We start from the raw sequence: 23303 nt of genomic DNA on the forward strand, positions 1-23303 counted from the left end.
GAACGCTTCAAAGCCTTCTATGCTGCACTCGCGGCTCGCTCCGGATCAAAGAAACTCGCCATCGTCGCTGTCGCCAGAAAACTTCTGATCACTCTCAACGCCATCATTCGAGACAAAACCGCATTCGCATGAACACAGTTGCCATGCCGCGACATCAGCCGGAGGACGCAGCGGAGCAAACTTCCACCGCTGCAGTGCTCGAAGGTAGATCCCACGGTCTCCGCGACGTCGCTTCGCTCCTGCTTCGCCCCCTCTATCGCCGCTGCAACAACCGTTCCAGTTCATCCGGATCCGTAACCACCGGCAAACAAACCTGCCCGGTGCACAGCCAGGCGCCGGGCTTGTCGGTTGGTGGGAGCACCCCACCCGGCAATGTTGGTCGATTCGCTTCCGTGCCGACCTGAACAACAATATCAACCCGCCTCGGATCGGGGTTTCGATTCGCAACCGGAACGAGGCTTGGACTCTCTATTGGATCGATGACGACCAGCTTCAGCGGCTCCAGCGCCAGGGCGCAGGCGTTGACGATGCCGGCCTGGCCATAGGCCTGTTGCGCCGCCCGGCCCATCGTGTGCTCGGCTGCTGCCCAGGCTTTTTCCCCAAGGTCGAGGTCGCCCGTGACCGATGAAAGCCGCACCAGGGCTTCGATGATCTGGCTGGAGGCTGAGGGGATTGCCTCGTCCACATCGCCGCGGATGCGGATCGGCACGTCGCCGCTGTCCGAAGCGGTCAAGTAATAGCCGGTGCTTTCACTGTCCTGGTGCCAATGGTCGAGCTGCGCGATGAAATGCCTGGCTTGCTCGACATAGTTCGGATCGCCGGTGGTCTCGAACAGCGAAATCGCCGCATTGGCCATCGCGGCATAGTCGCTGGACAACGCCGGGAACAGCTTTTTCCCGCCGAGCATGGAATGCGGCAAACGGCCTTCGTGGCTCGCTCCGGCTATATGGGAGAAAGCCTGCGCCGCCGCGTCGATCCAGTCGCTGCGGGTCAGGGCGCGGCCTGCCTCGGCCAATGCCGCGATCATCAGGCCGTTCCAGTCGGTCAGCGCCTTGCCGTCGCGACCAGGCCTGACGCGTTGTTCCCTGGCGGCGAGCAATATTTGCTTGAGCGAGGCCAGCTGGTCGTGGTCGGCGATGCTTAGGCTTTGCTGGGCCTCTGTCTGGTGGATGATCGGCTTGCCTTCCCAGCCATGCGGGACGGAAAGCGTGAAGTGGTTGAAAAACAAAGCAGAATCGTCACCGAGCACGGAATCGATGTCGTCCTTGCTCCAGGTGTAGAAAAGCCCCTCCTCGCCATCGCTGTCGGCGTCGAGGCTGGCGGCAAAGGCGCCGCCATCGACGCGCATTTCGCGCAGCAGCCAATCGACCGTGTCTTCGATTCGTAGCCGGAACAAATTATTGCCGGTTGCGGCATAGGCCCAGTTGCACATGCGGATGAGCTGGGCGTTGTCATAGAGCATCTTTTCGAAATGCGGCACCAGCCACTCGGCATCGGTCGAATAGCGGCTCAAGCCGCCGCCGACATGGTCGTAGATGCCGCCGGCGAGCATCTTTTCGAGGCTGAGCAGCACGGCATCACGATGCGACGCGGTGCCGTCGCGAAGCCAGGACAGCCAGAGCGTATGCATGAACGGTGCGTTGGGGAATTTCGGCGCACCGCGCAGCCCGCCCAATTCCCTGTCGATCATGCCGTCGATGCGGCCGGCGAGGTCGCTGAGCGTGTCGCGGTCGAGCACGGCCTTGCCGTGGGCGCCTGCCAGCCGCGCCTCGACATGGCTGGTCAGGCCGTCGGCGCTTTGAGCGAGGCTCTCTCGCTTTTCCCGCCAGGCCTTGTCGACTGCCTCCATCACCTGGATGAAGCCCGGGCGGCCATAGCGGGCATCGCGCGGAAAATAGGTGCCGCCCCAGAACGGCTTGCCGTCGGGCGTCAGGAACATGGTCAGCGGCCACCCACCCTGCTCGCCCATCGCATGCAGCGCCGCCATATAGATCTGGTCGATGTCGGGCCGCTCTTCGCGATCGACCTTGATATTGACGAACAGCCGGTTCATGACGGCGGCCACAGTGTCGTTCTCGAAGCTTTCATGCGCCATGACATGGCACCAGTGGCAGGCGGCGTAGCCGATCGACAGCAGGATCGGCCGCTCGAGGGCCTTGGCTTCGGCGAGTGCCGCAGGCGACCAGGCCCGCCAATGCACCGGATTGCCGCTATGCTGCTGCAGATAGGGGCTGGCCTCTTCGGCCAGCAGGTTTTTGGCAGGCAAGGTCAACGGGCAAGCTCGGTTGCTGGGAAGCCGGGGCGGTTCATCGAAAGTTAGGGCGGTTCAGTAGAGCGGGCAAATGATTTCAGCTCAGTCCATTGTTGCGCTTTCCAGCGGACGCCTGCCCGCCGGCATCGCCGTGATCCGCATTTCCGGTCCGCAGACTCGATTCGTGGTCGAAACGATTGCTGGCGGTAAGGTTAAGGACCGCGTCGCGGTCCTGCGCAGATTCCGGGCGAACGACGGATCGGTGATCGACAACGGCCTGGTTCTACTTTTCCCGGGTCCTGGAAGCTTCACCGGCGAAGATGTCGCCGAATTCCATGTTCATGGCGGTCGCGCCGTGGCCATGAAAATGCTGGAGACGATCGCCGGCTTCGACGGCGTTCGGCATGCCGAGCCCGGCGAGTTCACACGCCGCGCCTTTCTCAACGGCAAACTCGATCTGGTCGAGACGGAGGCGCTGGCCGACCTCGTCAATGCCGAGACCGAAGCTCAGCGGCGCTTTGCCGTGCAGAACGCCGAGGGCGCGCAGAGCGAGCTCTACTCAGGCTGGCGCCGGCGGCTGATCCATGCGCGCGCCATGATCGAGGCCGAGATCGACTTTGCCGACGAGGACGACGTGCCCGGCTCTGTTTCGGATGCGGTCTGGTCGGATGTCCGCACGATGGTCGGTGAGATCGGTCATCACATCGACGGTTTTCACGCCGCAGAGATCATCCGCGACGGGTTCGAGGTCGTCATCCTCGGTGCGCCGAATGCCGGCAAGTCCAGCCTGTTCAACGCACTGGCCCGGCGCGAGGCGGCGATCGTGACGGATGAACCCGGTACGACGCGCGACCTGCTTGAAGTGGTTCTGGACCTGAAGGGAATGCGGGTCAGGATCACGGATACGGCGGGATTGCGTGCGGCGCCCGGCAAGGTGGAGGCGATCGGCATCGAAAAAGCTCGGGCAAAGGCGCGCGGCGCGGATTTGCTGCTGTTGCTCGAGGATATGGTCGATCCAGTCGACGCGGGGGCGGTGCCATCCGACGCGCCGATGCTAAGGATCGGAACGAAGGCCGATTTGGTCGGGGCCCACCATCTGGCAAGTCGGTCGAAGGACTACGATGCGGCCATCTCGACCAGGGTCGGCGCCGGGTTGGCGGATTTGCTGGACGAGATCGGCCGCCGCGCGGCTGCGGAAATCGGCAACGCCGGCGATATCCTGCCGTCGCGATTGAGGCACGTGGAGTTGCTAAATGAGACAAGGGGGTTCTTGACCTCAGCCCTGTCAGGGCACGGACAAGAGTTGCGAGCGGAAGAGCTGCGCCTGGCTGCGGATCGGCTCGGCCGGATCGTCGGCGCCGTGGATGTCGAGGATTTGCTCGATGTCATCTTCTCGCAGTTCTGTATCGGTAAATGACTCACGTGAAACATTGCGGCACAGTTTGCGGGCGGGTGATTCACGTGAAACACGGGCGTGCCCTTGTCGTTCGTCATCCTCGGGCTCGACCCGAGGATTCATGGCCGTTACTTCAGGCGAAGGATGCAGCGGCGGAGGGATGGGAGCTATGTGTCCTTCACCGGTTTGGCGCTCGGATGTTACGGCATGGCAACTGTGTTCATGCGAATGCGGTTTTGTCTCGAATGATGGCGTTGAGAGTGATCAGAAGTTTTCTGGCGACAGCGACGATGGCGAGTTTCTTTGATCCGGAGCGAGCCGCGAGTGCAGCATAGAAGGCTTTGAAGCGTTGGTGATCTTGGAGACACCGGGAAGGGGCCGAGCCATGCCGCGGCCTGTCCCAACAGGGACGACCAGGATCCTCTCGGCCTCCTTCCCACCTCAAACATAGCACTGAACGAACACACAGGATCCTAGGGTCTGCGCCGCGTCGCTTCGCTCCTTGCTTCGCCCCTAGGATGACGAAGCTAACCTATCCTCCATTGTTTCACGTGAAACGAAGTCGCCTTGCAACCTTGACAGCGGAGGCTCTCGGGGACATGTCTCCGGCAACTTCAGAATCTGGAATCATAAAATGAACGATCACTATGATGTGGTTGTGGTGGGCGGCGGCCATGCCGGTTGCGAGGCGGCCAGTGCGGCTGCGCGCGCCGGTGCCAGGACGGCGCTGGTGACGCTGCGTTTCGACACGATCGGCGTCATGTCCTGCAACCCTGCCATCGGCGGCCTCGGCAAGGGGCATCTGGTGCGCGAGATCGATGCCATGGACGGGCTGATGGGCCGCATCGCTGATGCAGCCGGCATTCAGTTCCGCTTGCTCAACCGCCGCAAGGGGCCCGCCGTGCGCGGCCCGCGCACCCAGGCCGACCGCAAGCTCTATCGGCTGGCGATGCAGGCGGCGATCCGCGAGCAGGCCAATCTCGAGGTGATCGAAGGCGAGGTCCTCGATTTCGAGATTGCCAAAGAAGCTGTATCGGCCGTCCTGTTGGCCGATGGAAGCAGGCTGGGCTGCGGCGCGGTGGTGTTGACCACCGGCACCTTCCTACGCGGGCTGATCCATATCGGCGAGAGGAAAATCGTTGCCGGCCGCATGAACGAGCAGGCCAGCATGGGCCTGTCGGCGACGATGAGCCGCGCGGGCTTCCAGTTGGGGCGGCTGAAGACCGGGACGCCGCCGCGCCTGGATGGCCGGACCATCGACTGGGCGTCGCTCGAAAGCCAGGCCGCGGATGAAGACCCGGTCCCGTTCTCGCTGATGACCGAGGCTATCCAGAACCCGCCGATCCATTGCGGCATCACGCGCACGACACCTGCGACGCATGAGTTGATTCGCCTCAACCTGCACCGTTCCGCGATGTATTCAGGCTCGATCGAAGGCGTGGGGCCGCGCTATTGTCCCTCGATCGAGGACAAGATCGTCAAGTTCGGCGATCGCGAAGGACACCAGATCTTCCTCGAGCCCGAGGGCCTCGACGACGACACCGTCTATCCGAATGGCATCTCGACCTCGCTGCCGGAAGACGTGCAGCTCGATATTCTGAAGACCATTCCTGGGCTGGAGCGGGCGACAATGCTGCAGCCCGGCTATGCGATTGAATACGACCATGTCGATCCGCGCGAATTGCAGCCGACGTTGGAAACCAAGCGCATCGGCGGCCTGTTCCTTGCCGGGCAGATTAATGGCACCACCGGCTATGAAGAAGCCGGCGCTCAGGGGCTGCTCGCCGGCCTCAACGCGGCGCGCAAGGCGTCCGCCGGCGCTCCGGTCGTGCTCAGCCGCACCGAAGCCTATATCGGCGTGATGGTCGACGATCTGACCAGCCGCGGCATCGCCGAGCCCTATCGCATGTTCACTTCGCGGGCCGAGTTCCGGCTGTCGCTCAGGGCAGACAATGCCGATGAGCGGCTGACGCCGCTCGCTGAGAGGCTGGGGATCGCGTCGCCAGAGCGGATGCATCGCTTTAACGACATCATGCTGGACCTTAAGAAGGCCCGCGAGCTGGTGCTAGGCGTTAGCTTCACGCCCACCGAAGCGGCTCGACACGGACTTGAGATTAACAGGGACGGCGTCCGCCGCACCGCCTATGAATTGCTGGCCTATCCCGGCGTCGACATCGCCTGGCTGGCTCGGATCGAACCCAGCTTCGCCGCAATCGACGTCAAGACCGCCGAGCGTCTCGAAACGGAAGCGAAATATTCTGTCTATCTCGACCGCCAGCGAGCGGATGTCGCCCAGATACGACACGAGGAGAGCCGGCTGATCCCGGCCTCGATCGATTTCGCCAATGTGCCCGGTCTCTCCAATGAGTTGAAGCAGAAGATGCTGGTGCGTCAGCCGCGCTCGATTGCGGATGCCCAGCGGATGGAGGGCATGACGCCGGCGGCGCTGGCGATCATCGTTGCCCATGTCCGCAATGCCGAGGCCGCCGCGCAGAGAGATGTCGCGTGAGCGCTGCCTCATGGACAAGCCTGCAAGAGGCCGCGGGTCCGGTTTCACGTGAAACATTCGATCGCCTGGTCGCGTTCGAACAGCTCTTCCTGAAATGGAACCGAAGCATCAACCTTGCGGCGCCATCGACGCTGGACGATGTCTGGGGCCGCCACATCCTCGACAGCGCGCAACTAGGCCGAATCGCACCCCAGGCGAAGCGTTGGGTCGACCTCGGTTCGGGCGGCGGTTTTCCTGGCCTGGTGCTGGCGTTTCTGCTTGTCGAACGCGAAGGGGCTTCGATCGACCTGGTTGAAAGCAATCGCAAGAAAGCGTCGTTCCTGCAGGCGGTCATCGGCCAGTTCGGTTTGCCGGCGCGGGTCATCGCGCGGCGCATCGATGACAGCTATCCGCTTGTTTCCGCACCGGAAATCGTTACGGCGCGAGCGCTGGCCTCATTGCCGGACCTGCTTGATCTCTCGGCACCCTGGCTGACCAAGGGGGCTTGCGCGCTGTTCCACAAAGGCCGGGATTACCGAGCCGAGGTGGAAGAAAGCACTCACCGATGGGCATTCGATCTGGTAGAACATCCGAGCATGACCGACCCGCACGGGGTCGTCCTCGAACTGTCAAATCTGCGCCCGGCGATCCGCAATGAATTACTGGCATAGACCCATGAAAACTGGACCGCGTATCATCACCGTCGCCAACCAGAAGGGCGGTGTCGGCAAGACCACCACCGCCATCAATCTGGCCACGGCGCTGGCGGCTATCGGCGAACAGGTGCTGATCGTCGACCTCGACCCGCAAGGCAATGCCAGCACCGGCCTCGGCATCGACCGCAAGGATCGCACCGTCTCGTCCTACGACGTGCTGACCGGCGAGCTCGATCTGGAGGCGGCGGCGATACCGACGGCGGTGCCAGGCCTGTCGATCGTGCCGTCGACGCTCGACCTGCTCGGCATCGAGATGGAGATCGCCTCGGCGCCGGACCGGGTGCTCAGGCTGCGCAACGCGCTGCGCGCCGCTGCCGAGCGCGCGGCGCCTTTCGGCTATGTGCTGATCGATTGCCCGCCGTCGCTCAACCTTTTGACGCTGAACTCGATGGCTGCGGCCGATTCGGTGCTGGTGCCGCTGCAATGCGAGTTCTTCGCGCTCGAAGGATTGAGCCAGCTGCTCGAGACGGTCGAGCAGGTGCGCCGCTCGATCAATCCGGATCTCACCATCCAGGGCATCGTGCTGACCATGTATGACGGCCGCAACAACCTCGCCAACCAGGTGGTGCAGGATGTGCGGCAGCATATGGGCGACAAGGTCTACGAGACCATCATTCCGCGCAATGTCCGCGTTTCCGAGGCGCCGTCCTACGGCAAGCCGGCGATCCTCTACGACCTCAAATGCTCGGGCAGCCAGGCCTATCTGCAGCTTGCTTCCGAAGTGATCCGCCGCGAGCGCAAATTGCGCGCCGCCTGACACCGATCCCATTTTGACGCCGATTCGATACCGTAACGATCTGGACAGATTATGACTGAAGACCTTTCGAGAAAAAGACTGGGCCGTGGCCTGGCGGCGCTGATCGGCGAAATCGATCGTCCGGCGATCCCGGAAAAGCAGAGCCCGGCGGCCGACGGCAAGGTGCCGATCGAATTCGTCAGCCCCAACCCGAAGAATCCGCGCCGCCATTTCGGTGAGGCCGAACTTACCGACCTTGCCCAGTCGATTCGCGAACATGGCGTGGTGCAGCCGGTGGTGACGCGACCGTCGCCGACTCAAGCCGGCCGCTATGAGATCATCGCCGGTGAGCGGCGCTGGCGCGCGGCGCAACGCGCCGGCCTGACCGAGATCCCGATCATCGTACGCGACGTCAACGACCGCACAGCGCTCGAACTGGCGATCATTGAAAACGTCCAGCGCACCGACCTCAACCCGGTCGAGGAGGCGCAGGGCTATCAGCAATTGATCGACGAGCATGGCTATACCCAGGCCGATCTTGGCCAGGTGATCGGCAAGAGCCGCAGCCATGTCGCCAACACGCTGCGGCTCTTGAAGCTGCCCGACGTGATCCGCGACATGCTGGTCGATGGCGAACTGTCGGCGGGGCATGCCCGCACGCTGGTGACGGCCGAGGATCCGGCCGGACTCGCCAAGCGCATCGTTGACGGAGGGCTGTCGGTGCGCCAGGCCGAGGCGCTGGCGCAGATGCCGGCCGGGCCTACGCCGCCCAAGGCCAAGCCGGCACCGAGCGCGCCGGAAAAGGATCCCGACACGCTGGCGCTGGAAAAGCTGATGACCGACACCATCGGCATGATCGTTTCCATCGAGCACAAGGAACGCGGCGGCGTGCTGCGGGTGAATTATCGGACGCTGGACCAGCTTGATGAGCTCTGCCGGCGGCTGAAGCAGGAGCGATAGGCGCCTGAGGCAGCAATGTATTTAGCCGGCAAATTATCTTTTGGCTTAAGATTAAATCGGACCCAATGAAGCTGTTCGGCATTCGCATGAGAGCACGATAGAGGGCTGGCTTGCTGCCGGCCCTTCTGCTTTTGCCGCGCTGGCGGCAGGCGAAAACGGTCGAGCTGCCAATCTCCCCAAAAGCACCCAAAGGGCGAGAATGCCCGGCACCATCGCTTTCGCCTGTCGCCAGCCCTGGCGCTCGCGGCTTGACAGTGCCGTGCAACGGCGTAGCCTGAATTAGATATGGCTTAAATTATCTGCCCTAGCGTGCCGGCCAGCCGCGGCGAGGGCTATTTGCCATTCCTACAATAGTCGTGAAATGGCATTGCCTCGCCAAAGCGATATGCCGACGCGCCTGACGCAAGTGGGAGGTGCAAATGGCAGTCCGTTGGCAATTGTCCGGAAGCTACTTCGAAAATTGTAGCTGCGATGTCGTATGTCCTTGCCTGCTGTCCACCAACGCGCAGCTGACATCGAAGCCGACGAGAGGCGTTTGCGACGTCGGCTTGGTCTTTCATATCGATACGGGCAATTACGGCGACGTTCGATTGGATGGGCTCAGTGTCGCGATGGTTGCTCACACGCCGGGTCCGATGGCGAACGGCAATTGGACGGCCGCCGCCTATATCGACGAACGGGCCGATGACAGGCAAACAGAGGCGCTAGGTGCCATCTTCGCTGGCACCGCGGGTGGCCCTATGGCGGTGTTGGCACCCATGATTGGCACGAATCTCGGCGCCAAGAAGGTGCCGATAAGCTATCGGATAGACGGCAAGAAGCGGTCGGCGGAGATTGCGGGCGTCATGCAGATGGCGGTCGAGCCGCTGCCGACAATGCGCGAGGACGGGCAGATGTGGGCGGCCACCGGCCATCCTATCAATCCCGACTGGCTCGCCCTGGCAATGGGGGCGGAAGGCAGTACATTCAGCGACCATGGCATGAGCTGGGACAATTCCCGCCGAAACGGACATTACGCCCCGATCAATTGGTCCGGCCAGCAGTAGCCGTTGGCCGCACAGTACGGAGCGTACTCGTCCATGGCGTCGACGTTGCAGCGAAACATCATTCTCGCACTGCTGATCGCTATCGCTGCGGCGGCGTGGACCCTGCTCATCTGGCAGCAGATGGGCATGGACGCGGACATGCGCATGGAAATGTACTCACTCACCATGGGCATGCAGGCGCCGCTGTTTCTTGCCGTCTGGATGATCATGATGATTGCCATGATGTTTCCGACGGCCGCACCCATGATCCTGACGTTTCACCAGGTCCAGGCCGGCAAACAGGGCCGGGGCGAGACCTTTGTCTCGAGCTGGGTGTTCGTGGCCGGGTACATGCTCGTTTGGAGCGTGATGGGCGTTGTGGCCTTTGCCGGTGCGGCGGGTGCGGAGATGCTTGCCCGGCATGTGGGATTGTCCACGGCGACGGCCGCGCGTATCGGCGGCGCGCTGCTGATGATTGGCGGCGCCTATCAACTCTCCCCACTGAAAGATCTGTGTCTGGCCAAATGCCGCACGCCGATTGGCTTCATTCTGACCTCATGGCGCGATGGTTACTGGGGCGCGGTTCGCATGGGCCTGGAGCATGGACTTTTTTGCCTGGGCTGCTGCTGGCTTTTGTTTCTCGCCCTCTTTCCTCTCGGGATCATGAACGTCGCCGCAATGGCCGTGGTCACCTTGCTAATCTTTGCGGAAAAGACCCTCCCGTCAGGAGATGGGATCGCAAAGGTGTCGGGTGTCGCTCTGCTCCTTTATGGCGCGGCGGTGCTGGTCTTTCCACAGGCGCTGCCAACCTTCCAGCCGGTGGGCGCCATGATAATGAATTAACCAATGGAGGCAGCGCTCGGCGCCGAAAAGGGAGGATCGCTCTCCTACCGCTGCGCCAGCCTCGCGCTCTCGACCGCGATACCAAGGAGCGCCTGCCGCGCCAGCGCAACGGACAGGTCCGGCCTCCTGCGCGTCTGCAGCACGGCAGCCTGCAGGCGGTTCAGTGCCCGGCCCAGCGCATCGACGCTCCAGCGCTCCAGTGCCTTTTCCACCAGCTTGCGTCGCGAGAAAAACACCGGCGGACGGGCGCTGGCCACGACCGATGCCGCGTTGCGGCCGCCTGCCTCCATCTGGCCACGCATGGATTGCATTGCCTGCAATTGCCGCATCGCCGACGACAGCACCAGAAAGGGCTGGCCGCCGGACTGGCAATGGCGGGTGAAGGCGGTGTCGAAGTCGCCGATCTTGCCCTCAAGCAGAGCATCGACGGCGTCGTCGAAGGAGGCGCCGGAGACGTCGCCGGACATCGCCCTCACATCATCTAGGCCGATCTCCTTCTGGCCATGGGCGTAGAGCACGAGTTTCTCGATCTCGCCGCGCGAGGCCAGCCGGTCGCCGCCGAGATTGCGGCGCAGCGCCTGTCTGGCCTCCATCGTCATCGACATGCCGGCCTTGCGCAATTCGTCGTCGATGACGGTATCGATGTCCCTGGCCTCGTCGGCGTAGCAGGGCAGGGCCATGGCATTGTCCGCCGCCTCGACCACGGCGCGCAGGCCGACGCCTTTTTTCAGATCGCCCGCCTCGATGAGAATGATCGCATCCGGCGCGGGCTCCGATGTCAGCGCCTTGACGTCATCGGCCAGCGCCTTCTGGCCACTGGCGTTGCGGACCCAGAGCAGGCGCCGATCCGAAAACATCGGCACGGTGCGGGCCTCGTCGAGCAGTCGGCCTTCGTCGCGGTCGACCTCGGAGCCATCCAGCCTGACCACCGAGAACGGATCGTCGAGCGGCAGGCCGGTCTTGACCGCAAAGGCCTTCGCGCGCTCGGCGACCAGACCGCGATCGGGACCGTAGAGCAGGACGATCGAGATACGGGCGTCGGGGCGCGCCAGCCAGGAATCGACCTCGTATGCTTTCTTCTGTGTCATGGGGTTTGGTTAGCATGGTGTGGGCGTTGGGTGAACGCCCGCTCTTTCCTTCTCCCCTTGTGGGAGAAGGTGGATTGGCGCGTTAGCGCCGAGACGGATGAGGGGTGTTCCAGCGGAGTGAGACGCTGGCGTTCCCTGGAACACCCCTCATCCGTCGCCTTCGGCGACACCTTCTCCCACAAGGGGAGAAGGGAGGCCGCGCGAGGCCTCCTCGATCCGCGACTTATCGTATCTGGCGGGAAACCCGGCGCAACCTTGCCCCAAATTGCGCATCGCGGCCGAAGTTAGATAGGAAATTTCGGCTGCTTGTCGTCATTTTACGCCGCAGCGAGGGGGCGTCGCCTGGCTGAGGCCAGGTGGCAGCAGGCCAATCAAAAAACGTACCCGACGAATTGGCACTGGTCTGGCGGCGAGGATGTGCAAATATCGCGCCGGCAACATTGGAGGACGAAGGTCATGGCCGATGCTGGAATGTTGCGCTTCCATGTTCCCGAACCGGAGGTGCGGCCGGGCGGGACGCCTGACTTCTCCAACGTGCCCATCCCCAAGGCGGGTTCGGCGCCGCGTCCGGAGATCGATGTCGATCCGCGCACGATCCGCGACATGGCGTTTTCGATCATCCGCGTGCTGAACCGCGATGGCGAGGCGGTCGGTCCGTGGGCCGGCCTGCTTTCCGATGAGGAGTTGCTCGAAGGCCTCCGCCACATGATGACATTGCGCAGCTTCGATGCGCGCATGCAGATGGCGCAGCGCCAGGGCAAGACCTCGTTCTACATGCAGCATCTCGGCGAAGAGGCGGTGAGCTGCGCCTTCCGCAAGGCGCTCGCCGCCGGCGACATGAACTTTCCGACCTACAGACAAGCCGGCCTGCTCATCGCCGACGGCTATCCGATGGTCACGATGATGAACCAGATCTATTCCAACGAGGCCGATCCGCTGAAGGGCCGCCAGCTGCCGATCATGTATTCATCGAAGGAGCACGGCTTCTTCTCGATCTCCGGCAATCTGGCGACGCAGTACATCCAGGCCGTCGGCTGGGCGATGGCCTCGGCAATCTCCAATGACTCCAAGATCGCCGCCGCCTGGATCGGCGATGGTTCGACGGCCGAGTCCGATTTTCACTCGGCGCTGGTGTTCGCCTCGACCTACAAGGCGCCGGTCATTCTCAACGTCGTCAACAACCAGTGGGCGATCTCGACTTTTCAGGGCATTGCGCGCGGCGGCTCCGGCACTTTTGCTGCCCGCGGTCTCGGCTTCGGCATTCCGGCGCTGCGCGTCGACGGCAATGACTATCTCGCGGTGCATGCCGTGGCCAAATGGGCGGCGGAGCGGGCCCGCGCCAATCTCGGGCCGACGCTGATCGAATATGTCACCTACCGGGCCGGCGCGCATTCGAGCTCGGACGATCCGTCGGCCTACCGGCCGAAGGCCGAATCCGACGCCTGGCCGCTCGGCGACCCGGTCATCCGGCTGAAGAACCATCTGATCCACAAGGGCGTCTGGTCGGACGAGCGCCACACCCAGGCCGAATCCGAAATCCTCGAAACGGTGATCGCGGCGCAGAAGGAAGCCGAGAGCCACGGCACGCTGCATGCCGGCGGCAAGCCGTCGACGCGCGACATGTTCGAAGGCCTCTATGCCGAGATGCCGCCGCATCTCAGGCGCCAGCGCCAGCAGGCGGGGGTCTGACCATGCCAAGACGGACGATGATCGAGGCCATTCGTGATGCCATGGACGTGTCGATGGCGCGCGACGAACGCGTCATCGTGTTCGGCGAGGATGTCGGCTTCTTCGGCGGCGTCTTCCGCTGCACGCAAGGCCTGCAGGCCAAGTACGGCAAGAGCCGCTGCTTCGATGCGCCGATCAACGAGTCCGGTATTGTCGGCTCTGCCATCGGCATGGCGGCCTACGGCTTGAAGCCCTGCGTCGAGATCCAGTTTGCCGACTACATGTATCCGGCCTACGACCAGCTGACGCAGGAAGCGGCGCGGCTGCGCTACCGCTCGAACGGCGACTTCACCTGTCCGATCGTGGTGCGCATGCCGACCGGCGGCGGCATTTTTGGCGGCCAGACCCACAGCCAGAGCCCGGAAGCGCTGTTCACGCATGTGTCCGGGCTGAAGACGGTGGTGCCGTCGAACCCGCATGATGCCAAGGGGCTTTTGATCGCGGCGATCGAGGATCCCGATCCGGTGATCTTCCTCGAACCGAAGCGACTCTACAACGGCCCGTTCGATGGTCATCACGACCGTCCGGTGACGCCGTGGTCGAAGCATGAACTCGGCGAGGTCGCCGACGGCCACTATACCGTCCCGCTCGGCAAGGCGGTCATCCGTCGGCCGGGCTCTGCCGTTACCGTGCTGGCTTACGGCACCATGGTCTATGTCGCGCAGGCCGCCGCCGAGGAAACCGGCATCGACGCGGAGATCATCGATCTGAGGACACTCTTGCCGCTCGATCTCGACACAATCGTCGCCTCGGTGAAGAAGACAGGGCGCTGCGTGGTCGTGCACGAAGCGACGCTGACCTCCGGCTTTGGCGCCGAACTCTCGGCGCTGGTGCAGGAGAATTGCTTCTATCACCTCGAAGCGCCGGTGGCGCGCGTCGCCGGCTGGGACACGCCCTATCCGCATGCGCAGGAGTGGGATTATTTTCCCGGGCCTGCCCGGGTCGGCCGCGCCTTGATTGAAACCATGGGAGCTTGAGATGGGCGAACATATCATCAAGCTGCCCGATGTCGGCGAAGGTGTCGCCGAGGCCGAACTGGTCGAGTGGCATGTGAAGGTCGGCGACCTCGTGCGCGAGGACACGGTGCTCGCCGCCGTCATGACCGACAAGGCGACGGTGGAAATTCCCTCACCCGTCGATGGCGAGATCCTGTGGCTCGGCGCGGAGATCGGCGACACGGTAGCGATCGGCTCGCCGATCGTGCGGCTGAAAGTGGCCGGCGAGGGCAATGTGAAGCCGGAGAGCAGCCCGCCAGCAGAAACCATCAACGCCGAACCTCCGGCGAAGCTCGCAACGCCGAAGCCCGAGGCTGCGCCGCCCAGCCCGAAGGCATCACCGAAGGCTGACGAGGCGAAAGCGAAACCGGCACCATCGCCGGCCAGTCCGAAAGCAACGGGACGGTTGTCGGTCTCCGGCGCGCCGCGCGCTGAAGGCGAAAAGCCGCTGGCCTCGCCCGCGATACGGCTCAGGGCAAGAGAGGCCGGCATCGATCTGCGCCAGGTCGCCAGCAGTGGTCCGGCCGGCCGCATAAGCCATGAGGACATCGATGCCTTCCTGGCGCGCGGACCGCAGGTCGCGAAGATATCGGGTCTCGCCCGCAACGACAGCGTCGAAGACGTCAAGGTCATCGGGCTCCGGCGCAAGATCGCCGAGAAGATGACGATCGCCAAATCGCGCATCCCGCATATCACCTATGTCGAGGAGATCGACGTCACCGCGCTCGAGGACTTGCGCGCCGCGCTCAACAAGGAGAAGCGTGCTGATCGGCCGAAGCTGACACTGCTGCCGTTCCTGATGCGGGCGATGGTCAAGGCGATCGCCGACCAGCCCAATCTCAACGCGCTGTTCGACGACGAGGCCGGCATCATCCACCAGCATGGCGGCGTGCATATCGGCATCGCGGCGCAAACGCCGTCGGGGCTGGTGGTGCCGGTGGTCAAGCATGCCGAGGCGCGCGACATCTGGGACTGTGGCGCCGAGGTCCACCGACTGGCCGAGGCGGCGAAGTCGGGCACGGCGACGCGTGACGAGCTGTCCGGCTCGACCATCACCATCACCTCGCTCGGCGCCATGGGCGGGGTGGCGACGACGCCGGTCATCAACCATCCGGAAGTGGCGATCATCGGCGTCAACAAGATGATGGTGCGGCCGGTATGGGACGGCACCCAGTTCATGCCGCGCAAGATGATGAACCTGTCGTCCAGCTTCGACCACCGCGTCATCGACGGCTGGGACGCCGCCGTGTTCGTCCAGCGCATCAAGACGCTGCTGGAGACGCCGGCGCTGATTTTTGTGGATTGAGGGGATCTACTGAGATGCCGGCGGGACAGCACCCCCCTCTGCCTTACCAAGCATCTCCCCCTCAAGGGGGGAGATTGGCAGCGTCAGCGCCTTGCCCATCCTCGCGACCTTCGAGATTGGCGAAAGCGCGGCAACATCTAATCCTTGAGGGGGAGATGTCCGGCAGGACAGAGGGGGGCGCGAAGGATCGCTACTTAGCGGATTGTCCATCGCGACGACCAACCAAGGTGCCAAGATGAAAGAAATCTCCTGCAACCTGCTCGTCATCGGCGCCGGTCCCGGCGGCTATGTGTGCGCCATCCGCGCCGGCCAACTCGGTGTCGATACGGTGATCGTCGAAGCCGGCAAGCCTGGCGGCACCTGCCTCAATGTCGGTTGCATCCCGTCCAAGGCGCTGATCCACGCTGCGGAAGAGTTCGAGAAGGTCGCGCATATGGCCGGCGGCAAAAGCCCGCTCGGCATTTCGGTTGGCGCGCCGAAGCTCGACCTGACAAGGACCGTCGCCTGGAAGGACGGCATCGTTAGCCGGCTGAACAGTGGCGTTGCCGGCCTGCTCAAGAAGGCCAAGGTCAAGACCGTGCAAGGGTGGGCGACGTTTCGCGACGGCAAGACTGTCGCGGTCGAGACCGAGATGGGGACGCAGGTGATCCGGGCAGAGGCGGTGGTGATCGCCACCGGCTCGGCGCCGGTCGAGCTGCCGTTCCTGCCGTTCGGCGGGCCGGTGATTTCGTCCACGGAAGCGCTGGCGCTGGGCGAGGTGCCGAAGAAGCTCGCCGTGGTCGGCGGCGGCTATATCGGGCTGGAGCTCGGCACCGCCTTCGCCAAGATGGGTGCCGCGGTGACCGTGGTCGAAGCCCTGCCGCGCGTGCTGGCGCAGTATGATGCCGAGCTGACCCGGCCGGTGGTGAAGCGGCTCGCCGAACTCGGCATCGAGGTGATGACGGGCGCCAAGGCCAAGGGGCTGTCGACCAAGGGCGATGCGCTGCTGGTCGAGACATCAGACGGCAAGAATGCCAAAATCGCCGCCGACACCATCCTGGTCACGGTCGGCCGCAAGCCGGTGACCGAAGGCTGGGGCCTCGAGCAGATCGATCTCGATATGTCAGGCAAATTCATCCGCATCGACGACCAGTGCCGCAGCTCGATGCGCGGCATCTTTGCCATCGGCGACGTCACCGGCGAGCCGATGCTGGCGCACCGGGCGATGGCGCAGGGCGAAATGGTCGCCGAGATCGTCGCCGGCCACAAGCGCAGCTGGGACAAGCGGGCGATCCCGGCGATCTGTTTCACCGATCCGGAGCTGCTGACAGCCGGCCTGTCGCCGGAGGAGGCGAAGGCCGTCGGCGGTGAAATCAAGATCGGCCTGTTTCCCTTCGCCGCCAACGGCCGCGCCATGACCAAGCACGGCGAGGATGGATTCGTCCGCGTCGTGGCGCGCGCGGACAACCATCTGGTGCTCGGCATCCAGGCGGTCGGGCAGGGCGTGTCGGAGCTGTCGACGGCCTTTGGCCTGGCGCTGGAAATGGGCGCGCGGCTGGAGGACATCGCCGGCACCATCCACGCCCATCCGACGCAGGGCGAAGGATTCCAGGAAGCGGCGCTGAAGGCGCTCGGCCACGCTCTGCATATCTAGCTGCGGCGGTCGTGCCGCGCTCACGGATTGCGTAACGGGACAGACTGGTGTCTTTCCGTGGCGATGGAACTGAAGAAATACATTGCGATTCGCTACAACGCCCCCACCGGTTTCAAACCGAGCCAGTGGAACGGAGAGGGTCGCGCCAATCTCGATCCTGTTTGGTTGGTCGAGCGGTTGGCGTTGTTTGACGGATATTGCGCGCCTTCTCTCGAGGCACAGTCGCTGAAGGACTTTACCGTCCTGATCGCCTTCGATGCCGAGACGCACGAGAACTACGTCAGGACCGTCTGCAATTGCGTGGCCGGCATCGACGTCAGGCCGGTCCGCGTCGAAGCGCATGAGACCTACAGTCTTCGCTTCAACGCGTTCGTCCAAGGCGATACGGATGCCGAGTTCGTGTCACTGACGCGGCTCGACAGCGATGACGCGCTGGCGCCGGGCTTCATGGAGCGGATCGACTATTACGCGCGCCGGGAGATCGAAAAAGGCGCGGTTAGCCAGCAGCCGCTCTACATCGCCTTTCCGGACGGCCAGAATTTCGACACGGCGACCGGCCGCTATACGCACCACGAATATGTCACGTCGGCGTTCGGCACCCTGGTCGAGAAGCGATCAGCCGAAATGAAAGGTGTCTATAGCGACCATCACGCCAAGATGGCGACGCGCTTCAACACCGTCGTGGCGGCATCGAAGGGCGCGCAATGGTGCATCGTGATACATGACAACAATGCCGCCAATGTGCTCAGGGGCAAGCCGGTCGCGGAGCCGTCCTTCACGGTGGGTCGACATGGCATCGAGATCGAAAGGCGGGAGCCCGTGCGAAAGGAGAGGCCGCCGCAACTGTCTCACACTTCAGCCAAGGCCTCGCGAACAGTGGGAAACTTTGTCCGGTTTCTGCTCGGGCGGCCGATGATCCTGCGCAAATAGGGAGGTGGACGTGCCGCGGGCGTCGGCCACCTCCGGGAAGCGGCGCTGAAGGCGCCGGGCAGGCGCTGCATATTTGGAGCGGTGGCTCCCCTTCTCCCACAAGGGGAGAAGGGAAAGGGTGCCAACTCAACTCGCCAGCCGGCTAACCATTTCGTGCTGTACATAGGCGCGACCAAAACGGTTGGCGAGGAAAACGTCGAGCGCGATGTCCTCCTGCTTGACGAAACCTGTCGCCGGCAGGCTGCCGTCGGCCAGCATGTCGAGCACGGCGCAGATGCCGGACGCCGTGGTGATCTGGATGGCGCTGCGCACCGTCTGGCCGACGCGTTGGCTGTAGATCTTGTTGGCATAGGTCTCCTGCAGCAGGCGGCCGTTTTTGAGCCCGCTGACAGTGACGAAGACGATGACCACGTCCTGCAGCGTCGCCGGCAGGGCGCTTTCAAAGATGTCCTTCAACACGTCGCGGCGGTGGCGCAGGCCAAGATCGTTGAGCAGCGCCTTCATGATCGCGGCGTGGCCGGGATAGCGGATGGTGCGATAGTTCAGCGTGCGCACCTTGCCCTTCAGGGTCTCGGCCAAGGTGCCCAGCCCGCCCGAGGTGTTGAACGCCTCATAGGTGACGCCGTCGAGCGAGAATTCCTCGCGCTCTTCTAGCGGTGGCACCTCGATCAACTCGCCTTCGACGATCGCCTCGCAAGGCTCGCAATACTCGTTGATGACGCCGTCGGTGCTCCAGGTCAGATTGTAGTTCAGCGCATTCGACGGATATTGCGGCAGGGCGCCGACGCGCATGCGCACGCTCTCCAGCGTGTCGAAGCGGCTGGCGAGATCGTTGGCGACGATCGAGATGAAGCCCGGCGCCAGGCCGCATTGCGGGATGAAGGCGCTCTTGCCGGAGCGAGCCAGTTCCTTGACCCGCCTGGTGCTGGCGACATCCTCGGTGAGGTCGAGATAGTGCACGCCGGCGCTGGCCGCCGCCTCGGCGATGCGGGTGGTCAGATGGAAGGGGGCAGCACTCAGCACCGCGAATGTGCCGACCAGGGCCGCTTCGAGGGCGCCCGGGGCGGCGATGTCGAGCTCCAGCGTCGCAACCGTGGCCGGCAGTTCGGCCGCGGTTAGCTGTGCTGCCGCGCGGTCGACGAGGGTGACGTGATAGTCACCGGTCGCGGCGAGCATCTCGGCAATGGTCGAGCCGATCTTTCCGGCGCCGACGACAACAATTTTCTTCATGACCGGTTCCCTCGCCCGAATGTCAACTACGAGCCGTAGAATCGCAGCTTGCCTGTCGAAAGGAAGCGTGAAATTGTTCGGAACGAAACCACTCTTTGAACAATATGCCGAAGGAAATCGTCGAAATGATCAGTGATGCCGAACAGGCCCTGCTTTCCCTGCTGCGTGCCAACGTGCGCGCATCGACCGCCGAACTGGCGCGCCAGCTCGGTGTGTCGCGCACCACCGTGCAGAGCCGAATCGAGCGGCTGGAGCAGCGCGGCATCATTGCCGGCTATGGTGTCAGGCTGTCACCGGACTATGAGCAAGGCCTGGTGCGGGCGCATGTGCTGCTCACCGTGACGCCCAAGCTCGCCGACAAGGTGGTGCGCAGCCTGCAGGCTTTGCCGCCGGTCAGGACGCTGCATTCGGTGAGCGGCAATTTCGACATGATCGTCATCGTCGACGCCCCGTCGATCCGGGATCTGGATTCCCTGCTCGACCAGATCGGCGCCATGGACGGGGTGGAGCGGACTTCGTCGTCGATTATTTTGTCGACTAGGATCGATCGGTGAGGGCGGCGCTCGGAGGCTTGAGACGTCGGCGGGACAGCGCCCCTCTCTGTCCTGCCGGACATCTCCCCCACGAGGGGGGAGATTGGCAGCTTCGGCGCCGGCTCTCCTTTTGCAACCTTGGAGATTGGCGAAAGCCGGCGTGACATCCGATCTCCCTCCTTGTGGGGGAGATGGCCGGCAGGCCAGAGGGGGGCGCGAAGGAATGAGGCGTTTGTTGCCTCGCCTGATTGACTGCTACGCCCTGCGCCTTTCCGGCCCACTGTCCAGCCACGCCACATCCTCCGCCGACAGCTTGATATCCAGCGCCTGCAAACTGTCCTCCAGTTCGTCCAGCGTGCGCGGGCCGATCAGCGGGACGGACGGAAAGGGCTGCGCCAGCACATAGGCGAGCGCGACATGGATCGGGCTCTTGCCCAATCTGTTCGCCAGTTCGATGGCGCGGTCGCGGCGGCCGAAATTCCGGTCCGAATACCAGACCCGCACCAGTTCCTCATTGTCGCGCTTGTCGCGCCCGGCACGGTCGGTGAAGAAGCCGCGGCCCTGGCTCGACCAGGCGAAGTTCGGCATCTGGCGGGCGGTCAGCCAGGCCTTCCACTGGTCTGTCGAGGAGGTGACGCAGCCGGCCCAGATCGGCTCCAGCATCTCGGCCAGCGAGAAATTGTTGGAGAGCGCGCCGGGCTTCTGCTTGCCGGTCCGCTCGGCATAGGCAATCGCCTCGTTCATGCGCGCCATCGTCCAGTTCGAACCGCCGAACGGACCGCGGATGCGGCCGGCCTTGACCTCCGCGTCCATGGCGTCGACGAACTCGCCGACCGGCACGTCCGGATTGTCGCGGTGCATGAAATAGATGTCGACATGATCGGTCTGCAGCCGGTCGAGCGTCTGGGCAAGCTGCTTGCCGATGACATCGGGATAGCAGAGCGGCGAATGCGCGCCCTTGCCGATGACGACCGACTGCTCGCGTACGCCGCGGCTCCTCAGCCATTGACCGAGCAGCGCCTCGGTGTAGCCGCCGCCATAGACATAGCCGGTGTCGAACAGATTGCCGCCGGCCTCGAAGAAGGCATCGAGCAGGATCGAGCCCGAGGAAAACGTACGGAAATCCTCGAAGCCGAGCGCCAGGCACGAGGCCGGTCGCGGCAGACCGGGGATCTGGCGCTTCGGGATGCTGGTGCCATCGGTGCGTAGCGGCCGGCCCGAAATCGTGTTGATGCGTTTTGCCGGCTTTTCGATCTCGTATTCGATGCCCACAGCCGCCCGCCATCTGTCGAGCACGCGCAGCGTGCCGAGGCTGTCGGACCAGCCCATGCCCGGCCAGGCGAATTCCTGGTTGCCGGCAAGGATCGCGTCGCCGGCACCGTCGACCTCGAAGGAGTAGACATGGCGGGTTTCGTTGACGCTGATGGTTTCGCGGGTCCCGTCGGGCCGGATCAGGTCGATCCTGCCCGGCCCGACGTCGCGGTTGCCACCGGCGAACCAGAAATCCGGCACCTCGATATGGCCTTTGGTGCCGAAGATACGCAGCACATTGTCCTGCGCCAGCGAGATGCTGCAGGAGATCTCGGCGACGATGCCGCCGGGGAAATGCAGCAGCGCCGAGGCCCATTCGTCGACACCGGACTGGCCGAGATGCGCGGCGCCCGTCACCTTGTCGGGTTCGGCAAAGGGTTTTCCGGATGCCGCGCCGGCAATCAGCCTTGCCATGGAGGCGGGATAGCCGCCGACATCCAGTATGCCGCCGCCGGCGAGGTCGTTGGCGTAGAGCCGGTGCTCCGGCATGAAGCCGGGCATGGCGAAGCCGAAGCTGGACTTGATCATGCGGACGTCGCCGATCGCACCCGACTTGATCAATTCCACCAGCTGCAGCGTCTGCGGATGCAGCCGGTACATGAAGGCTTCGCCGAGGAACGTGCCGGCCTTTCGCGCCGCATGGATCATCGCGTCGGCCTCGAAGGCGGTCAGCGCCAGCGGCTTTTCGCACAGCACATGTTTGCCGGCTTCGGCGGCCTTGATCGCCCATTCGGCATGACCGGGGTGCGGTATCGAAATGTAGACGGCGTCGACCTCCGCGTCATTGAGCAGCGCATCATAGCCGTCGAGGATGCGGGCACCGGGGAAGGTCTCGGCAAGGCCCGCTTTGCCGGGGTTGCGGGCGCCGAGCGCAACAACCGTACCGGTGCGCGATTGCGCCACGCCGCCGGCAAAGGATTTTGCGATGCTGCCGGGCCCAAGAATGCCCCAACGAATTTTTCTGGCTTCGGAACTCATTTCAAATCTCCTTGGGGTCGCCTCGACGCGTCGGGTCAGGCAAAGAAAGGTCCTGGCGCCTAGCGAATGCGTGCGCCCTTGGTGTCGAAGAGCAGCGCCTTGCCGGCCCTGATCGACACCACCAGATGGTCGCCGCTCGCCCGATGCCGCGATGCCTCCCGCTCGATGATCAGTTCCGTGTCCCCGGCATCGGCGTAGACGTAGCTCACCGATCCCAGGTGCTCGGCGACATCGGCCTTGACGGCGATGTCGCAATCGCCTTGCCCGGCATCGAAGAAATGCTCCGGTCGGACGCCAAGCACGACATCGGCGCCGACGGCGGGCGGTGTGGTCTGGAGCGATTTTTTGAGCCGCGCGCCGGCATGGTTGACGAGTTCGATCGTTGCCGCGCCATCGCCGGTCTCGACCACCTTCGCGGCCAGGAAATTCATCTTCGGCGAGCCGATGAAGCCGGCGACGAAGCGGTTGGCCGGGTCGTCATAGAGGTCGAGCGGCGCGCCGATCTGCTCGACATTGCCGGCCTTGAGCACGACGATCCGGTCGGCCAGCGTCATCGCTTCGGTCTGGTCGTGCGTCACATAGATCATGGTGACGCCGAGCTCCTTGTGCAGCCTGGAGATCTCGACCCGCATCTGCACCCTGAGTTCGGCGTCGAGATTGCTCAGCGGTTCGTCGAACAGGAACACCTGCGGCTCGCGCACGATGGCGCGGCCGATGGCGACGCGCTGGCGCTGGCCGCCCGACAATTGCTTCGGTCGCCGCTGCATCAGTTCGTCGATGCAGAGGATCTCGGCGGCCCGTTTCACCCGCCGCTCGGTGTCGGCCTTCGGGTTGCCGTTCATCCTGAGGCCGAAGCTCAGATTCTGCTCGACTGTCATGTGCGGATAGAGCGCGTAGGACTGGAACACCATGGCGATACCGCGCTCGGCCGCCTCGACGTCGTTCATCACCTTGCCGCCGATGGCGATCTCGCCGCCGCTGATGTCCTCCAGCCCGGCGACCATCCGAAGCAGCGTGGACTTGCCGCAGCCGGAAGGGCCGACGAAGACGACGAACTCGCCATCGGCGATGTCGATGTTGGCGCCATGAATGATCTCATAGACGCCGAAGCGCTTGACGACATTGCTAAGCGTGACGGCGGCCATCTCGTCCTATC

18 protein-coding genes and 1 pseudogene are annotated in these 23303 nt (G+C 63.8%); 14 read left to right on the forward strand and 5 right to left on the reverse strand.

Features of this window, described 5'->3' with window-relative positions:
* A pseudogene (locus AC04SI_RS27045) lies at positions 1–132 on the forward strand (IS110 family transposase); the annotation flags it as partial.
* A 121-nt stretch (positions 133–253) separates the two neighbouring features.
* Here AC04SI_RS27045 and AC04SI_RS27050 read toward each other — a convergent pair.
* Positions 254–2272, reverse strand: coding sequence for a thioredoxin domain-containing protein (locus AC04SI_RS27050; protein ID WP_404285032.1), 2019 nt, complete (start codon positions 2270–2272; stop codon positions 254–256).
* 70 nt (positions 2273–2342) lie between these two features.
* On the opposite strand from AC04SI_RS27050, the gene mnmE reads away from it, so the two are divergent.
* The 7 genes from mnmE to AC04SI_RS27085 all read left to right on the forward strand — a co-directional run bounded on the left by mnmE (position 2343) and on the right by AC04SI_RS27085 (position 10415).
* Entirely contained in the window at positions 2343–3668 is a 1326-nt protein-coding gene (mnmE, locus tag AC04SI_RS27055; RefSeq protein WP_404285031.1) for a tRNA uridine-5-carboxymethylaminomethyl(34) synthesis GTPase MnmE, read from the forward strand.
* A gap of 613 nt (positions 3669–4281) precedes the next feature.
* Positions 4282–6156 carry a tRNA uridine-5-carboxymethylaminomethyl(34) synthesis enzyme MnmG gene (mnmG, locus tag AC04SI_RS27060; RefSeq protein WP_488475234.1) on the forward strand — a complete coding sequence of 625 codons (1875 nt, stop codon included), beginning with the start codon at positions 4282–4284 and terminating at the stop codon, positions 6154–6156.
* A complete protein-coding gene (rsmG, locus tag AC04SI_RS27065; protein WP_404283888.1) occupies positions 6153–6806 on the forward strand; it encodes a 16S rRNA (guanine(527)-N(7))-methyltransferase RsmG in 654 nt (217 codons plus the stop codon). The genes mnmG and rsmG overlap by 4 nt, the downstream gene beginning before the upstream one ends.
* Before the next feature lie 4 nt (positions 6807–6810).
* On the forward strand, positions 6811–7608 hold the full coding sequence (locus AC04SI_RS27070) for a ParA family protein (RefSeq protein WP_404283887.1): 798 nt from the start codon (positions 6811–6813) through the stop codon (positions 7606–7608).
* A gap of 51 nt (positions 7609–7659) precedes the next feature.
* Complete coding sequence (locus AC04SI_RS27075) at positions 7660–8547, forward strand: ParB/RepB/Spo0J family partition protein (RefSeq protein WP_404283885.1); 888 nt, start codon at positions 7660–7662, stop codon at positions 8545–8547.
* A 419-nt stretch (positions 8548–8966) separates the two neighbouring features.
* Positions 8967–9593, forward strand: coding sequence for a DUF1326 domain-containing protein (locus AC04SI_RS27080; protein WP_404283883.1), 627 nt, complete (start codon positions 8967–8969; stop codon positions 9591–9593).
* A gap of 33 nt (positions 9594–9626) precedes the next feature.
* Entirely contained in the window at positions 9627–10415 is a 789-nt protein-coding gene (locus AC04SI_RS27085) for a DUF2182 domain-containing protein (RefSeq protein WP_404283881.1), read from the forward strand.
* 44 nt (positions 10416–10459) lie between these two features.
* Here AC04SI_RS27085 and holA read toward each other — a convergent pair whose 3' ends face one another.
* On the reverse strand, positions 10460–11503 hold the full coding sequence (gene holA, locus AC04SI_RS27090) for a DNA polymerase III subunit delta (RefSeq protein ID WP_404283879.1): 1044 nt from the start codon (positions 11501–11503) through the stop codon (positions 10460–10462).
* A 456-nt stretch (positions 11504–11959) separates the two neighbouring features.
* Between holA and AC04SI_RS27095 the strand changes: the two genes are divergently transcribed.
* The 5 genes from AC04SI_RS27095 (at position 11960) to AC04SI_RS27115 (ending at position 18095) form a co-directional block, all read left to right on the forward strand.
* A complete protein-coding gene (locus tag AC04SI_RS27095; RefSeq protein WP_488475235.1) occupies positions 11960–13192 on the forward strand; it encodes a thiamine pyrophosphate-dependent enzyme in 1233 nt (410 codons plus the stop codon).
* Between the two features lie 2 nt (positions 13193–13194).
* Entirely contained in the window at positions 13195–14208 is a 1014-nt protein-coding gene (locus AC04SI_RS27100) for an alpha-ketoacid dehydrogenase subunit beta (protein WP_006205302.1), read from the forward strand.
* A 1-nt stretch (position 14209) separates the two neighbouring features.
* On the forward strand, positions 14210–15532 hold the full coding sequence (locus AC04SI_RS27105; protein WP_404283875.1) for a dihydrolipoamide acetyltransferase family protein: 1323 nt from the start codon (positions 14210–14212) through the stop codon (positions 15530–15532).
* 235 nt (positions 15533–15767) lie between these two features.
* Positions 15768–17165 carry a dihydrolipoyl dehydrogenase gene (gene lpdA, locus AC04SI_RS27110; protein ID WP_404283874.1) on the forward strand — a complete coding sequence of 466 codons (1398 nt, stop codon included), beginning with the start codon at positions 15768–15770 and terminating at the stop codon, positions 17163–17165.
* 63 nt (positions 17166–17228) lie between these two features.
* The gene (locus AC04SI_RS27115) at positions 17229–18095 is read left to right on the forward strand and encodes a glycosyltransferase (protein WP_404283892.1); all 867 of its coding nucleotides are present in this window, start codon (positions 17229–17231) and stop codon (positions 18093–18095) included.
* A 126-nt stretch (positions 18096–18221) separates the two neighbouring features.
* Here AC04SI_RS27115 and AC04SI_RS27120 read toward each other — a convergent pair whose 3' ends face one another.
* Positions 18222–19325 carry a saccharopine dehydrogenase family protein gene (locus tag AC04SI_RS27120; protein WP_404283872.1) on the reverse strand — a complete coding sequence of 368 codons (1104 nt, stop codon included), beginning with the start codon at positions 19323–19325 and terminating at the stop codon, positions 18222–18224.
* Between the two features lie 125 nt (positions 19326–19450).
* Here AC04SI_RS27120 and AC04SI_RS27125 point away from each other — a divergent pair, with 125 nt between their 5' ends.
* The gene (locus tag AC04SI_RS27125) at positions 19451–19879 is read left to right on the forward strand and encodes an Lrp/AsnC family transcriptional regulator (RefSeq protein ID WP_404283871.1); all 429 of its coding nucleotides are present in this window, start codon (positions 19451–19453) and stop codon (positions 19877–19879) included.
* Positions 19880–20113: 234 nt separating this feature from the next.
* On the opposite strand, the gene AC04SI_RS27130 is transcribed toward AC04SI_RS27125, so the two are convergent.
* Both AC04SI_RS27130 and AC04SI_RS27135 read right to left on the reverse strand, forming a co-directional pair.
* Positions 20114–22147 carry an aldo/keto reductase gene (locus AC04SI_RS27130; protein ID WP_488475236.1) on the reverse strand — a complete coding sequence of 678 codons (2034 nt, stop codon included), beginning with the start codon at positions 22145–22147 and terminating at the stop codon, positions 20114–20116.
* A gap of 59 nt (positions 22148–22206) precedes the next feature.
* Complete coding sequence (locus tag AC04SI_RS27135; RefSeq protein WP_404283867.1) at positions 22207–23292, reverse strand: ABC transporter ATP-binding protein; 1086 nt, start codon at positions 23290–23292, stop codon at positions 22207–22209.
* Between the last annotated feature and the right edge of the window lie 11 nt (positions 23293–23303).

Source organism: Mesorhizobium sp. CNPSo 4689, assembly GCF_057784325.1.